Annotated in this window: 12 protein-coding genes; 9 read left to right on the top strand and 3 right to left on the bottom strand. The window is 62.3% G+C overall.

From position 1 onward, the window contains the following. Positions 1-12 precede the first annotated feature (12 nt). Both phaC and N5D53_RS03535 read left to right on the top strand, forming a co-directional pair. Positions 13-1,695: a class II poly(R)-hydroxyalkanoic acid synthase gene (gene phaC, locus N5D53_RS03540; protein ID WP_104962687.1), complete on the top strand. Its 1,683-nt coding sequence runs from the start codon at positions 13-15 to the stop codon at positions 1,693-1,695. A 12-nt stretch (positions 1,696-1,707) separates the two neighbouring features. Continuing rightward, on the top strand, positions 1,708-2,322 hold the full coding sequence (locus N5D53_RS03535) for a TetR/AcrR family transcriptional regulator (RefSeq protein ID WP_010955569.1): 615 nt from the start codon (positions 1,708-1,710) through the stop codon (positions 2,320-2,322). Positions 2,323-2,443: 121 nt separating this feature from the next. On the opposite strand, the gene N5D53_RS03530 is transcribed toward N5D53_RS03535, so the two are convergent. Together N5D53_RS03530 and N5D53_RS03525 are read right to left on the bottom strand one after the other, a co-directional pair. Continuing rightward, positions 2,444-3,229 carry a phasin family protein gene (locus N5D53_RS03530; protein WP_190869878.1) on the bottom strand — a complete coding sequence of 262 codons (786 nt, stop codon included), beginning with the start codon at positions 3,227-3,229 and terminating at the stop codon, positions 2,444-2,446. A 10-nt stretch (positions 3,230-3,239) separates the two neighbouring features. Then, positions 3,240-3,659 carry a phasin family protein gene (locus tag N5D53_RS03525; protein WP_020191651.1) on the bottom strand — a complete coding sequence of 140 codons (420 nt, stop codon included), beginning with the start codon at positions 3,657-3,659 and terminating at the stop codon, positions 3,240-3,242. Positions 3,660-4,106: 447 nt separating this feature from the next. On the opposite strand from N5D53_RS03525, the gene N5D53_RS03520 reads away from it, so the two are divergent. Next, positions 4,107-8,600, top strand: a complete 4,494-nt coding sequence (locus tag N5D53_RS03520) for a hypothetical protein (RefSeq protein WP_324256256.1) — start codon at positions 4,107-4,109, stop codon at positions 8,598-8,600. An 18-nt stretch (positions 8,601-8,618) separates the two neighbouring features. On the opposite strand, the gene N5D53_RS03515 is transcribed toward N5D53_RS03520, so the two are convergent. Next, positions 8,619-8,894, bottom strand: coding sequence for a polyhydroxyalkanoic acid system family protein (locus tag N5D53_RS03515; RefSeq protein ID WP_003249289.1), 276 nt, complete (start codon positions 8,892-8,894; stop codon positions 8,619-8,621). A gap of 124 nt (positions 8,895-9,018) precedes the next feature. Here N5D53_RS03515 and ubiE point away from each other — a divergent pair, with 124 nt between their 5' ends. The 6 genes from ubiE to N5D53_RS03485 all read left to right on the top strand — a co-directional run bounded on the left by ubiE (position 9,019) and on the right by N5D53_RS03485 (position 13,187). After that, complete coding sequence (gene ubiE, locus N5D53_RS03510) at positions 9,019-9,789, top strand: bifunctional demethylmenaquinone methyltransferase/2-methoxy-6-polyprenyl-1,4-benzoquinol methylase UbiE (protein ID WP_004576729.1); 771 nt, start codon at positions 9,019-9,021, stop codon at positions 9,787-9,789. Further along, positions 9,789-10,412, top strand: coding sequence for an SCP2 sterol-binding domain-containing protein (locus tag N5D53_RS03505; RefSeq protein WP_104886966.1), 624 nt, complete (start codon positions 9,789-9,791; stop codon positions 10,410-10,412). Before ubiE ends, N5D53_RS03505 begins: the two co-directional genes overlap by 1 nt. Beyond that, positions 10,409-12,031 carry a ubiquinone biosynthesis regulatory protein kinase UbiB gene (gene ubiB / locus N5D53_RS03500; RefSeq protein ID WP_279839885.1) on the top strand — a complete coding sequence of 541 codons (1,623 nt, stop codon included), beginning with the start codon at positions 10,409-10,411 and terminating at the stop codon, positions 12,029-12,031. Before N5D53_RS03505 ends, ubiB begins: the two co-directional genes overlap by 4 nt. A 72-nt stretch (positions 12,032-12,103) precedes the next feature. Beyond that, positions 12,104-12,496, top strand: coding sequence for a phosphoribosyl-AMP cyclohydrolase (gene hisI, locus N5D53_RS03495; RefSeq protein WP_064490835.1), 393 nt, complete (start codon positions 12,104-12,106; stop codon positions 12,494-12,496). 1 nt (position 12,497) lies between these two features. Beyond that, the gene (locus N5D53_RS03490) at positions 12,498-12,833 is read left to right on the top strand and encodes a phosphoribosyl-ATP diphosphatase (RefSeq protein ID WP_003249283.1); all 336 of its coding nucleotides are present in this window, start codon (positions 12,498-12,500) and stop codon (positions 12,831-12,833) included. Positions 12,834-12,914: 81 nt separating this feature from the next. Further along, a complete protein-coding gene (locus N5D53_RS03485; protein ID WP_010955575.1) occupies positions 12,915-13,187 on the top strand; it encodes a twin-arginine translocase TatA/TatE family subunit in 273 nt (90 codons plus the stop codon). Position 13,188 lies beyond the last annotated feature (1 nt).

Genomic DNA, 13,188 nt, shown 5'->3' with positions numbered 1-13,188 from the left:
GGGAGTGTTGCCATGACAGACAAACCGGCCAAAGGATCGACAACGCTCCCCGCCACCCGCATGAACGTGCAGAACGCCATCCTCGGCCTGCGCGGCCGCGACCTGCTTTCCACGCTGCGCAACGTCGGCCGCCACGGCCTGCGCCACCCGCTGCATACCGCGCATCATCTGCTGGCGCTTGGCGGGCAGTTGGGGCGGGTAATGCTGGGGGACACGCCCTACCAGCCGAACCCGCGTGACGCACGCTTCAGTGACCCGACCTGGAGCCAGAACCCGTTCTATCGCCGCGGCCTGCAGGCCTATCTGGCCTGGCAGAAGCAGACACGCCAGTGGATCGATGAAAGCCATTTGAACGACGATGATCGAGCCCGCGCCCACTTCCTGTTCAACCTGATCAACGATGCGCTGGCGCCCAGCAACTCACTGCTCAATCCGTTGGCGGTCAAGGAGCTGTTCAACACCGGCGGCCAGAGCCTGGTGCGCGGCGTGGCCCACCTGCTCGACGACCTGCGTCACAACGATGGGCTGCCGCGTCAGGTGGACGAGCGCGCCTTCGAAGTGGGAGTTAACCTGGCCGCAACCCCTGGCGCAGTGGTATTTCGCAACGAGCTGCTGGAGCTGATCCAGTACTCGCCGATGAGCGAAAAGCAGCACGCACGCCCACTGCTGGTCGTACCGCCTCAGATCAACAAGTTCTACATCTTCGACCTCAGCGCCACCAACAGCTTCGTCCAGTACATGCTCAAAAGCGGCTTGCAGGTGTTCATGATCAGCTGGCGCAACCCCGACCCACGCCACCGTGAATGGGGCCTTTCCAGCTACGTGCAAGCCCTGGAGGAAGCGCTCAATGCCTGCCGCAGTATCAGCGGCAACCGCGACCCCAACCTGATGGGCGCCTGTGCCGGCGGCCTGACCATGGCCGCACTGCAAGGCCATCTGCAAGCCAAGAAGCAATTGCGCCGGGTGCGCAGTGCCACGTATCTGGTCAGCTTGCTGGACAGCAAGTTCGAAAGCCCGGCCAGCCTGTTCGCCGATGAGCAGACCATCGAAGCGGCCAAGCGACGCTCCTATCAGCGTGGCGTGCTGGACGGTGGCGAAGTGGCGCGGATCTTCGCCTGGATGCGGCCCAACGACCTGATCTGGAATTACTGGGTCAACAACTACCTGCTCGGCAAGACACCGCCGGCGTTCGACATCCTGTACTGGAATGCCGACAGCACGCGCCTGCCCGCCGCGCTGCATGGCGACCTGCTGGAGTTTTTCAAGCTCAACCCCTTGACCTACGCGTCCGGGCTGGAGGTGTGCGGTACGCCGATCGACCTGCAGCAGGTCAATATCGACAGCTTTACCGTGGCCGGCAGCAACGACCACATCACACCATGGGATGCGGTGTACCGCTCGGCCTTGCTGCTGGGTGGCGAGCGGCGCTTCGTGCTGGCCAACAGCGGGCATATCCAGAGCATCATCAACCCGCCAGGCAACCCCAAGGCCTACTACCTGGCCAACCCCAAGCTGAGCAGCGACCCACGCGCCTGGTTCCACGACGCCAAGCGCAGCGAAGGCAGCTGGTGGCCATTGTGGCTGGAGTGGATCACCGCCCGCTCCGGCCTGCTCAAGGCGCCGCGCACTGAACTGGGCAACGCCACTTATCCACCGCTGGGCCCCGCGCCAGGCACCTACGTGCTGACCCGATGAGCTGCTGACTGGATGAAAACCCGCGACCGTATCCTTGAATGCGCCCTGCAACTGTTCAACCAGCAGGGCGAACCCAACGTATCCACCCTGGAAATTGCCAACGAACTCGGCATCAGCCCAGGCAACCTGTACTACCACTTCCATGGCAAGGAGCCCTTGGTACTGGGCTTGTTCGAGCGTTTTGAGGAAGCGTTGATGCCGTTGCTGGACCCGCCGCTGGAGGTGCGGCTGGACGCAGAGGATTACTGGCTGTTTCTGCACTTGATCGTCGAGCGCATGGCTCAGTACCGCTTCCTGTTCCAGGACCTGTCCAACCTGACCGGTCGCCTGCCCAAGCTCGCCCGAGGCATGCGCAGCCTGATCAATGCAATCAAACGCACGCTGGCGGCGCTGTTGGCCAGCCTCAAGAGCCAGGGGCTGGTAGAGAGTGATACCCAGGCGCTGGGGCAACTGGTCGAGCAGATCACACTGACGCTGATGTTCTCGCTGGATTACCAGCGTGTGCTGGGGCGCGAGGGGGATGTGGGGATCGTGGTGTATCAGGTGATGATGCTGGTGGCGCCGCATCTGCAGGCCCAGGCCCGGGCGGCGGCGGAGCAGCTGGCAGTGAAGTACCTGGAGGGGTAGGCCGAGCAGATCCGTGGTGGGGCCTTCGCGGGCATGCCCGCTCCCACAGGGTCTGCGCTGATGTTCGGATCTGCGCTGTACCTGTGGGAGCGGGCGAGCCCGCGAAGAAAGCGACGCGGTATCAGATCAGGGTACCGGTGCCGGTCGCTGCCGATGGCGTGCTGCCGGCCGAGGTGGCGGCAGGTGCCGGTGCTGTGGTCGCAGCAGGCGCAGCGCTGGCCGCTGGGGCCGCCGGCTTGTCGGCTGCTGGTTTGGCCGCCGCCTTCTTCACCGCAGGTTTCTTGGCCGCTGCCGGCTTCGCCGCAGGCTTGGCTGCCGCGGGCTTGGCGGCAGGTTTTTCCGCTGCGGTTTTGGCTGCGGGTTTGGCCGCTGCGGTTTTGCCAGCAGGTTTGGCCGCCGCCGTTTTCGCCGCAGGCTTGGCTGCTGCCTTGGCCAGTGGCTTGGCCGCAGCCTTGCTTGCAGCCGGCTTGGTTGCTGCAGCGCGCGACGAAATCGGCGTAACCGAAGCACCGGTCAGCTTCTCGATCTGCTTGGTCAGGCTGTCCACCTGCTGGTGCAGTGCCTTGATCTCGTTGCGGCTCGGCACGCCAAGGCGCGAGATGGCGCTGTTAAGGCGCTTGTCGAAGGCTTCTTCAAGTTCGCTCCACTTGCCCAGCGCACGGTCCTTCACGCCTGACACCCGCGAAGTGGTCGAAGACTTGGCAGTCTCGGCAACATCTTCAGCCGTCTTTTTCGCCTGCTTCTCGGCCTTCTCGCCATCCTTCACCAGCGAGTCGAACAGCTTCGGGCCGTCCTGGTCGATCTTCGAATAGATACCCAGCCCCGCCAGCCAGATCTTGCGGGAGTATTTCTCGATCCCGCCGACCCAGGAGCTGCCTTCTTTTTCGGTGTTCTTCTTGCCAGCCATCCTGCTCTCCTTATGGTTTGTGCGCGACGCGCTCAAGCAGCTCATGCAACTGTTCAAGCTTGATCGACAACGCCTCAACGTCATGTTTAGACGGAATACCCAGGCGATTCAAGGCGCGACCGACCCGTGCGTCGAAAGCTTTTTCGATCTTGTCGAGTTGAATTTCTACCTTGCCGCGTACGCGGCTCACTTCTTCACCGACTTCGTCAAGCTGGTGGTTGGCGGCATCGAGCTCTTTGTCGATGCGCTTCTTGCCGCGCGTCTCGACACTTTCACCCGCCCTGACCAGCTCTTTGAAGTAGTCAGAGCCTTCCTGACCGACGCGGGCGTAGGCGCCGATACCGGCCAGCCAGATCTTGCGCGCATAGCCGCGCACCTCGCCAAGCGTGCCCAGGGCTTCGTCTTTTTTCTTCACAATCACTTTGGCCATGCTGTGTACCTCATGCTCATGAGTGGTGGAAAACCGCCCATGGAGGCTGGGCTTGAGCATTAAGGTAGGGAAGAAAATTAGAAACCTCACCCTAAGGTCGTCGTTGTCGCATCTATATACCGCAAGCCCCGTTGACCATAGCGCTAGCGTCGCAGGCTTCACCTCACGGACATCGACGCCATGACTGCTGTAGCAAACCCACCCAGGCTGACGTTCAAGCAAAGCGTGGCAGCCTGTTTCTCCAAACGACCCAGCCTGCGGGACGTTTTATCAAAAGAAGCATTCCAGACTTTCAGCGACCGGTATCCATGGTTGCACCGCAACCACCCTCACATCACATCGCTCGATCCTTTCGTCATCTTGCATGCACCGGCCAGTACAGGTGATCTCCCACGTCAGAGCGGGCTGCCGGACGAGCTTCTCAGGCATTTTCTGGCCAAGGAACGTGTGCAACTAAGCGCCGCAGACAAGCTGAGCATCAGCCCACCCCATGTGTTTCAAATTCAGGAGCAAGGCTCGGACAACCTCCGCCAACCCGAAATCATCCCGGACCTGACGAAGCTCAACGATGACTTCGATACAGTGCTTGGTGCGTTGATACCCGCCTTCCAGCAAGCCCAGATCGGCTTCTGGAACGGGCTCGACGAAGACAGCCAAGTCTCGCGCATGCTCTGGCTGGAACACACCATCAAGGCCGCCTTGCTCGAGAACCTCCCTGGCCAAGGCCTGGCAGATGATGAAAAAGCTGCAATGTACGCCCTGCTCGACGGGGTGTTCGACAGCCTGGCTGTCGAGGCGATACAAGTCACGCTCGGAACGGATGGCGAGGCACGCACCGTCACCCTACCGGATCTGTTGCTCATCACCACAAGTGGCACCCGCAACCTGGTTCTGCAATGCAAACCCTGCGGTTCGGTTCACCGCCATGTCGACCTGCCCAGCTTTGCCACCGCGCTGCAACGGCAGCTAGCGCAACGCTATCGCTTCGAAGCGTTGTCCTGGGCGCACACACCGGTGATCGGACGCCCTTTCGCCTTCCAGGCCAGGCAGCTGCTGAACGATATCCTTGACGACATCGGACGCCTGCGTCTTGGTGGCCTGGCAACCGTCGACGAACTGGAGCGACAACTGCGCCAGGTGAGCGACCCGTCAGCTTACTTCTTCGACCTGCCTTCGCAGGAACAAACTGCACCCGCTGTCAGCCCACCGCGATGGCTGCTCAATGCCAGCGCTGATGACCGCTACGCCTATCACACTGCACTGCTCGATCTGGCGGCGAACCAAGGTCGGTCGAAGGGTCGCACATCGCTGGGCGATGTTGAAGATATCCGTGATTACGCCGCTCGCCGCTTGCGTGAGACCCTGCAGACCAGCTACCCAGACAAGGCGGTACACGACCCGAACAAGGTGCGCATCCGCATTTCCCAGGCCATCATCGGCGCCGCTACACAAGGGCAGTCACTGTTCTTGTACTCGGTTTCCCTGACCGACCTGGCGATTTCACGCCTGCGGCTGGAGGCTGGCGAGGTGATGAGCGGGATGAACTTCGAGGACGGCTCGCCTGTGACCGACTGGCTGAGCATCGACCAGATCAGGGGCCTGATTCATCAGGTCGACATCGGCGGCCACTACCCCTCCTACCTGAAGGACCAAGTCAACACCCAGCCGCGCAGAGCCGAGCGAATCCGCCAGCATGCCAGGGAATGGCGTTACGCCCTTCGGTTCAGCACGCTGAAGGCCAAGATCGAGCGACAGCTTGGCGAAGCGGCAAGCCAGGCAATGCTCAGGTTCTGCCAGGGCATGGACAATGGCGTGGACCTTCTGCGCATCGCCCCCCTGGCGTTCCTTTGCGCGCCTGGCGCTTCGGCAAGCGATGTGGCGCACGGGATGTTCATCATCGAAATACCGGCAAGCGGCAGCTGGGTCTTGTACCGCCCCTTCTATGCCGACAGAGCGTTGCAGGAATTTCCGAACCTCGAATTGCTGATGGACGCAATCCGCAGCAGGGGCGAACTGCAAGAGAGCGTACTGGCCTGGCTCGAGGATGACGCGCGTCCGACTTACCAGAACGACGGGTTCAAGCACCCGCACCTGCACCCGAACATGACCAAGCTGACGCACCTGCTCAATGTGCCGGTCGAGCTGCTGGACAGTCTTTTGCAACGCCTAAGACGCCCGGTTCAGGCCTCGTTCCAAGCCTGGACGGATGATCTGGACACCCACCTGTTCAACGCCCGCATCGACACCATGTTATTGGCCTCAGCCAGCAACAGCGTCTCCAATGCCCAGGAAGTGCGGGCTTTGGTGAAGGAGGCTACCTGGGCGATCTTCAATACCGTCACCCAACTTTGGCATGGCCCGATGACCACGCTGGTGTGGCTGGTGGTGGCGCTGTCGGCAGCCAAGGAAGACGTGGAGGCGCTGATCAAGCGCAGCGGTGACAACAAGATCGTCGCAGCCATAGACCTGATCACCAACCTGGCCTTGCTCCTTGCCCACCGCCCTGCAACGCCACCCACCAACAGCGAAGAGGCCGCTACGCTCCGTTTTTCAGGCCCTGCGCCGAAGGAGGATTCCCCGCCGCCAGCGGTCGAGCAGCCACAGGAGAAACCCTGGCAGGCCCCCGTCGAGCCGCCGCAGCCCAGGATCATGCGGGTAAATGCCTGGCGTGAGGAGCAGAGCCTGAGCAAGCTGTCGCCCCAGGTGCGTCAGTCAATGGCCCAATTGCAGGCTTCGCAGCCGCTGGAAGGGCACGTGCCACTGGCTAAGGGCCGTCTGCGGGGGCTGTACAGCATCGCCGGCCGGTACTACGTCAAGCTCGGCGATGACGCCTATGAGGTCATCGAGACCTGGAACGGCATGCAGATCATCGGGCCCGAGCCGAGCAGCAGCGAATGGGTGTCGCAATGGAATGGCGACCCGGACGGTTATCACATCGTGGGTCGTGAACGGCAAAAAGGGCCATGGCTTACGCGCTGGCATGAACAATGGACTTTGAACGTGAGCCTCTTTGGCGGCATGCCAAAGGACAGGCACACCATCAACGCTGAAAACCGCCAACGGTTCGACACGTTGAGTGCAACCGCCACGGCGAATCAACAAATGCTTAATCAGATGGCGCCACTGATGGAACGCAGCCAAGTGCAACTGCAGGCTTATGACGACCTCGCTCTGGAGTACAGCATGGCTATCGACGCACTGCCTGCACATGAGCGCGCTTCACCGCCGCCAGCATTGCAGGTTCAGAGGCAAGGACTCAAAGCCCAACGCCTGCGCCATTTGCCGGAAATCCGGGCATCCGCGCTCTACCTGGAACGGCAGAGCACGCTGCTGCATGGAAACATCGGAGTATTCAAGGAGATGGCCGAACCCAGGTTCAGCAAATTCGACACCCGAGCCCCGAACCGACGCCGATACGGCAATTGGTACGGTGCAGCCATCGAAAACGACATGCTGCTGTGCCGCCGCTTGCTGGAGCAGGTCGACCACCAGGCGCTGAGCGCACAGTCCATCGGGCTGCCCCGCGTTCCAGAGACTGCCGAGCAGATACAGCAATACCTCGATTATCGCGAACGGGTCCGCGATTCCAGCCAGGCCAGCCGCCGCCTGCTTGTCGTCAGTCAGCGGCTGGATCGGATCCTGGCGGAAACACTGCAGGACCCCAAGATCGATTTTCCCAATAAAGCCACGAAACTAGCCAAGACCATTGAACGCAGGACGTATTCGACACTGGTCATTCGGGCCCAGCTGCTCAGTGACCTGGCCTACCTCGCCGTGGACAAGACCCGCCTCACTGCGGACACGGCCGAGGATTTGCTTGCGATGCGCGCGCCGCTCAGCGGCATCGAATTCAGCCGCACAATATGGAGCCACGACGGGCTGGCAGCCACCGAAGAGACGGCCCAGGTCAAAGCCGAACTGCTTGAGGATATCCTTCAGAAATACCGTACCGTGCTGGATCGCGCCCAATACATGAGGACACTGGACTCGCCTGCGCTGGTCGCTGACGTGCTGGACGAATACATACGCGAACTGTCCAGCATTACCCAGATCACGGAGCAGCAACTGAGCGCGACCCTGACCAACCTCGACAGCGGCATCAGTCCCCCCTCGCCAACGCCCTACCATCGCCCCGCAACGATCAGGCGCCGGGTCATCCGTGTTGACCGAGGTCGACCGCTGCTGGTGGAAATCGACCAAATGGGCAATCGGGCCATCCAGCGCAGTGCATTCAACCAGGAGCCTGCGGGCAGTTTCGCGCAACGCGACGGGGTGTGGCATGCCGTGCCTGAGCAAGCGCGGCCGGCCCAGCACGACCGGGCACAGCTGCGCCAGCGCGCAAGCCGCCTGCTGGCAGAGGTGGATGGGAAAATCGCCTTCGCCGCGCACTATGCCGATGAGCCCAACAGCCTGGCCGACTTTCTGGAATGGCCTGCAGGTGACATGCGCGAAGTGCAGCAGCAACTGACCGAGCTGAACAATCCACTGGATTCCAGCTTGGTCGACCTCCTTCGGGCAGCGGTAGAGCGCGTCCATCACGAAAGGCTTCGGCTGCTCACCGACGCGTATCTGAACACCCGCCATCCCGACGGCAAGGCCCTTCGCTTCCTGGCTGAGCAGAAGCGAATTCGGATCAGGCAGACCGTGATTCGCCGGCAGCTACGTCACGCCAATGATTACCTCGACGTCTACGAGATTCGCGATGTGCAAGCGCCACAGCGGGTATTGTGGGAGGCGCATTTTCACTACCCCAGCCTCGAAGCGAGGGGGCATGACTTCGTCAAGGGCCACCTCAAATTCTGGGATGCAGGCGTAAGGGGCCGAAAGGCCATGCTCGAGCAGGCCGCAGACGCACGCGAGCGCATCGCGATCTACCGCGGCGATCTGCGCCTGGAGCAGGTGATTGGCATCATTCCCTTTCCGGCGGACGCGCCGCAGTAATCTGAGAGCGGCTCTGGCTCAGGCCAGGGCCTTGTCCAGCGCCCGCTCGATCTCACCCTTGATGGTGCCGCTCATCATCGACAGCATCATGCCCAGCTTCAATTCGACACGGATGCTGTCGTCGCCAATGTGCACACTGCCATTGGCGCCACTGCGCGCAACGTCCACGCGGTCACCGTTCCAGGTGGCCTTGAGGTCGTACTCACGGCTGAGCTTGTCGACCAGCGCTTCGGCCTTGGCGCGGGCGGCATCACGGCCGAGGGAGTGTTTGCGTTCGACGCTGATCTGGGTCATGCGGGCGTTCCTGAAGATGTAGACATAATGAGCATTATGCCCGCCCCTGCCGACTGGCACACCCCGCCAAGACAAATCCGCCCGTTCGCCCTAGAATGGCGGTAATTTTTTCCGGTGAAGCGATATGAACGACCAGCGCAAAGGCGACCACGCCGAACCCACCACCCATTTCGGCTACCAGGACGTGCCTGAAAGCCAGAAAGCGAAGAAAGTCGCCGAAGTGTTCCACTCGGTAGCAGCCAAGTACGACCTGATGAACGACGTGCTTTCCGGCGGCATGCACCGCCTGTGGAAGCGCTTTACCATCGAGCTGTCGGGCGTGCGCAGCGGCAACCGCGTGCTGGACATCGCCGGCGGTACCGGTGACCTGGCGGCCAAGTTCTCGCGTCTTGTCGGGCCGACCGGGCAAGTGGTGCTGGCCGACATCAACGATTCGATGCTCAAGGTTGGCCGTGACCGGCTGCTTGACCGTGGCGTGGCCGGCAACATCGAGTTCGTCCAGGCCGACGCTGAAAAGCTGCCGTTCCCGGACAACCACTTCGACTGCGTGACCATCGCTTTCGGCCTGCGCAACGTCACCCACAAGGACGCCGCCATCCGTTCGATGCTGCGCGTGCTCAAGCCCGGTGGCCGCTTGTTGATCCTGGAGTTCTCCAAGCCGACCAACAAGCTGATGTCCAAGGCCTACGACGCCTACTCGTTCGCCTTCATGCCGCTGGCTGGCAAGCTGATCACCAATGACGCCGAGAGCTACCGTTACCTCGCCGAGTCGATCCGCATGCACCCGGACCAGGAAACCCTGAAGAGCATGATGGTCGAGGCCGGCTTCGACCGCGTCACCTACCACAACATGACCAGCGGCATCGTTGCCGTGCACCGGGGGATCAAGCCCTGATGTTGCTGGCCGGGCTGCTCGCCAGCGTCGAACATGGCCTGAACCGCGTCCTGCGCCTGGACAGCACGGCCCTGCCGCGGCTGGCCGCGCTGGAAGGCAAGGTCATCGAGATCGACTGCCGCCAACCGGCCCTGCAGGTGTTCATCCTGCCCGATGAGGAGGGCCTGATGCTCGCCGCCCATTGGCAGGGTGAGGTCGACTGCAGCCTGCGCGCCCCCGCCGGTAGCCTGGCGCAACTGGCCCTGGCCAAGGACAAGACCGCCGTGCTGCACAGCCCGCAGGTCGAACTGCACGGCGACAGCGCCGTACTGCTCGACCTGTTCGGTGTGCTGCAGGACCTGGAGCTGGACTGGGAGCACGAGCTGCAACGCTGGCTTGGCCCGGTCGCCACGGCAATGCTGGCCGGCCATATCCGCCTGCGCGCTCGCTGGACTCGCCAAGGCCTGGCACGTTTCAGCCAGAACCTGTCCGAATACCTGGCCGAAGAATCCCGTACCCTGGTCGGCAAGCGCGAGGCCGAAGCCGCCTTCAGCGAGCTCGATGCCTTGAAGCTTGATACAGAACGCCTCGAAGCGCGCCTCAGGCGCCTGTCCCGATCCCTTGATACCAGCGATAACGCATGAAGCTGCTCGCCGTCCGACGTCTTTTTTGCATCCAGCGTGTGGTGATCCGCTACCGCCTCGATGACCTGCTGTTCGACCAACCCTTGCTGCCCTGGTGGCTGGCCAGCCTGCGCCTGTTGATGCCGTGGCGCTGGCTGCCACGCAAGCCCACCGAACTCAGCCGTGGCGCGCGCCTGCGCCTGGCACTGCAGGACCTGGGGCCGATCTTCATCAAGTTCGGCCAACTGCTGTCCACCCGCCGCGATCTCCTGCCCCCCGACATCGCCGACGAGTTGATGCTGTTGCAGGACCGTGTGCCACCGTTCGACCCGAAAAAAGCCGTGGCCTTGATCGAGGAACAGCTCGGTGCGAAGGTCGGCGAGGTGTTCAGCCGCTTCGACGTCGAGCCACTGGCCTCGGCCTCGGTGGCCCAGGTGCACGCTGCGCGCCTTAAAACTGGCGAAGAGGTGGTGGTCAAGGTGGTGCGCCCGGGCCTGAAGCCGGTCATCGCCCAGGACCTGGCCTGGCTGTTCCTGATCGCCAAGGCCGCCGAACGCGCCTCGGCGGATGCCCGTCGCCTGCACCCGGTGGAAATCGTCGGCGACTACGAAAAAACCATCTACGACGAGCTCGACCTGCTGCGCGAGGCTGCCAACGCCAGCCAGCTGCGGCGCAACTTCGAAGACTCCGAGCTGATGTACGTGCCCCAGGTGTACTGGGACCTGTGCCGCCCCAAGGTGCTGGTGATGGAGCGCATCTACGGCGTACCGGTGACCGACATGGCCACCCTGGCCGACCAGCGCACCGACATGAAGCTGCTGGCCGAGCGCGGCGTGGAAGTGTTCTTCACCCAGGTATTCCGCGACAGCTTCTTCCATGCCGACATGCACCCCGGCAACATCTTCGTCAGCACGGTCAAACCGTGGAGCCCGCAGTACATTGCCATCGACTGCGGCATCGTCGGCAGCCTCACCGCCGAGGACCAGGACTACCTGGCGCGCAACCTGTTTGCGTTCTTCAAGCGTGACTACCGCCGCGTCGCCCAGTTGCACATCGACTCGGGCTGGGTGCCGGCAAACACCAAGGTCAACGAGTTCGAAGCAGCGATTCGCACCGTGTGCGAGCCGATCTTCGAGAAACCGTTAAAAGATATTTCCTTCGGGCAGGTACTGATGCGCCTGTTCCAGACTGCACGGCGCTTCAACATGGAAGTGCAGCCACAGCTGGTATTGCTGCAGAAAACCCTGCTCAACATCGAAGGCCTGGGCCGTCAGCTGTACCCCGACCTGGACCTGTGGAGCACCGCCAAGCCGTACCTCGAACGCTGGATGCGCGACCGCTATAGCCCCAAGGCCGTATTCGGCAACCTGCACAGCCAGGTAGAGCAACTGCCGCACCTGGCCGGCATGACCCGCGACCTGCTCGAACGCCTGTCGCAGCCTCACCTGCACGATCCACAATTGCCGGAACGGCGCCGCCAGGGCGACCGTTGGGCGCTGCGCCTGCTGGGTGCCGGCCTGCTTGGCGGTGGCGCAGTCTTGGCCGCAGGCGCTGCCGAAACCGCCAGCCTGGCCGCCCCGGCCGCCTGGCCCGCCTGGCTGATGCTGGCTGCGGGCCTTTACCTGATCGTGCGCCAATAGCCAGCCGCGCCTGTGGCTGGCACACTAGCGCAAAGGGCCCGGCACAGGAGCGGGCCCGCTTTGGAGTCGACGATGAAAGACTGGCTGGACGAGATCAAGTGGAACAGCGATGGCCTGGTACCGGCGATCGCCCAGGACCACAAGACCGGACGCGTGCTGATGATGGCCTGGATGAACCGTGAATCGCTGGCCCTGACCGCCGCCGAGCAGCGTGCCATCTACTGGTCGCGTTCGCGTGGCAAGCTGTGGCGTAAAGGCGAGGAGTCCGGGCATGTGCAAAAACTGCATGAGTTGCGCCTGGACTGTGACGCCGACGTGATCATCCTGATGGTCGAGCAACTGGGCCATATCGCCTGCCATACCGGTCGTGAAAGCTGCTTCTACCGCGTCTTTGAAGACGGCCAGTGGAAAATCGTCGACCCGGTTCTGAAGGACCCGGATGCTATCTACAGCGCAGGACACTGACATGAGCGACACCCTCAACCGCCTGGCCGAAGTGCTTGAAGAACGCAAGCAAGCGGCGCCTGACAGCTCTTACGTGGCCAGCCTGTACCACAAGGGCCTGAACAAGATCCTTGAAAAACTCGGCGAAGAGTCGGTCGAAACGATCATTGCGGCCAAGGATGCCCAGATCAGCAAGGATTACAGCGATGTCATCTACGAAACCGCCGACCTGTGGTTTCATAGCCTGGTGATGCTCAGCGCGCTGGGCCAGCATCCGCAAGCCGTGCTGGATGAACTGGAACGCCGCTTCGGGCTTTCCGGGCATGATGAAAAGGCCGCACGCCAGCCATCTGCCTGATGTTTTATCGGGGACGCCCGCTCCCACAGGCGCCGGGTTGCCGCATCGATATGCTGTACACACAATTTTCAGGAGTACGAAATGGGTATCTTTGACTGGAAACACTGGATCGTCCTGCTGGTCGTCGTGGTCCTGGTGTTCGGCACCAAGAAGCTGAAGAACTTCGGCAGCGACCTGGGCGAGTCGATCAAGGGCTTCCGCAAGGCCATGAACGAAGAAGAGACCAAGCCGGCCGAGCAGACTCCGCCGCCTGCGCAGCCTGTGCCACCGGTGCAAAACACCGCGCAGCCGCAGCAAGGCCACACCATCGAAGGCCAGGCCCACCCGGTCCAAGAGCCGCAGCGGAAAGACTGAC

The organism is Pseudomonas sp. GD03862 (assembly GCF_029840855.1).
GTDB classification, from domain to species: Bacteria; Pseudomonadota; Gammaproteobacteria; order Pseudomonadales; family Pseudomonadaceae; genus Aquipseudomonas; species Aquipseudomonas alloputida.
This window is presented reverse-complemented; position numbering and strand designations above follow the sequence as displayed.

Bases quoted from the DNA above. Each gene is read 5' to 3' on its own strand.
- phaC (WP_104962687.1), top strand. From the start codon at position 13: ATGACAGACAAACCGGCCAAAGGATCGACAACGCTCCCCGCCACCCGC.
- N5D53_RS03535 (WP_010955569.1), top strand. From the start codon at position 1,708: ATGAAAACCCGCGACCGTATCCTTGAATGCGCCCTGCAACTGTTCAAC.
- N5D53_RS03530 (WP_190869878.1), bottom strand. From the start codon at position 3,229: ATGGCTGGCAAGAAGAACACCGAAAAAGAAGGCAGCTCCTGGGTCGGC.
- N5D53_RS03525 (WP_020191651.1), bottom strand. From the start codon at position 3,659: ATGGCCAAAGTGATTGTGAAGAAAAAAGACGAAGCCCTGGGCACGCTT.
- N5D53_RS03515 (WP_003249289.1), bottom strand. From the start codon at position 8,894: ATGACCCAGATCAGCGTCGAACGCAAACACTCCCTCGGCCGTGATGCC.
- ubiE (WP_004576729.1), top strand. From the start codon at position 9,019: ATGAACGACCAGCGCAAAGGCGACCACGCCGAACCCACCACCCATTTC.
- N5D53_RS03505 (WP_104886966.1), top strand. From the start codon at position 9,789: ATGTTGCTGGCCGGGCTGCTCGCCAGCGTCGAACATGGCCTGAACCGC.
- ubiB (WP_279839885.1), top strand. From the start codon at position 10,409: ATGAAGCTGCTCGCCGTCCGACGTCTTTTTTGCATCCAGCGTGTGGTG.
- hisI (WP_064490835.1), top strand. From the start codon at position 12,104: ATGAAAGACTGGCTGGACGAGATCAAGTGGAACAGCGATGGCCTGGTA.
- N5D53_RS03490 (WP_003249283.1), top strand. From the start codon at position 12,498: ATGAGCGACACCCTCAACCGCCTGGCCGAAGTGCTTGAAGAACGCAAG.
- N5D53_RS03485 (WP_010955575.1), top strand. From the start codon at position 12,915: ATGGGTATCTTTGACTGGAAACACTGGATCGTCCTGCTGGTCGTCGTG.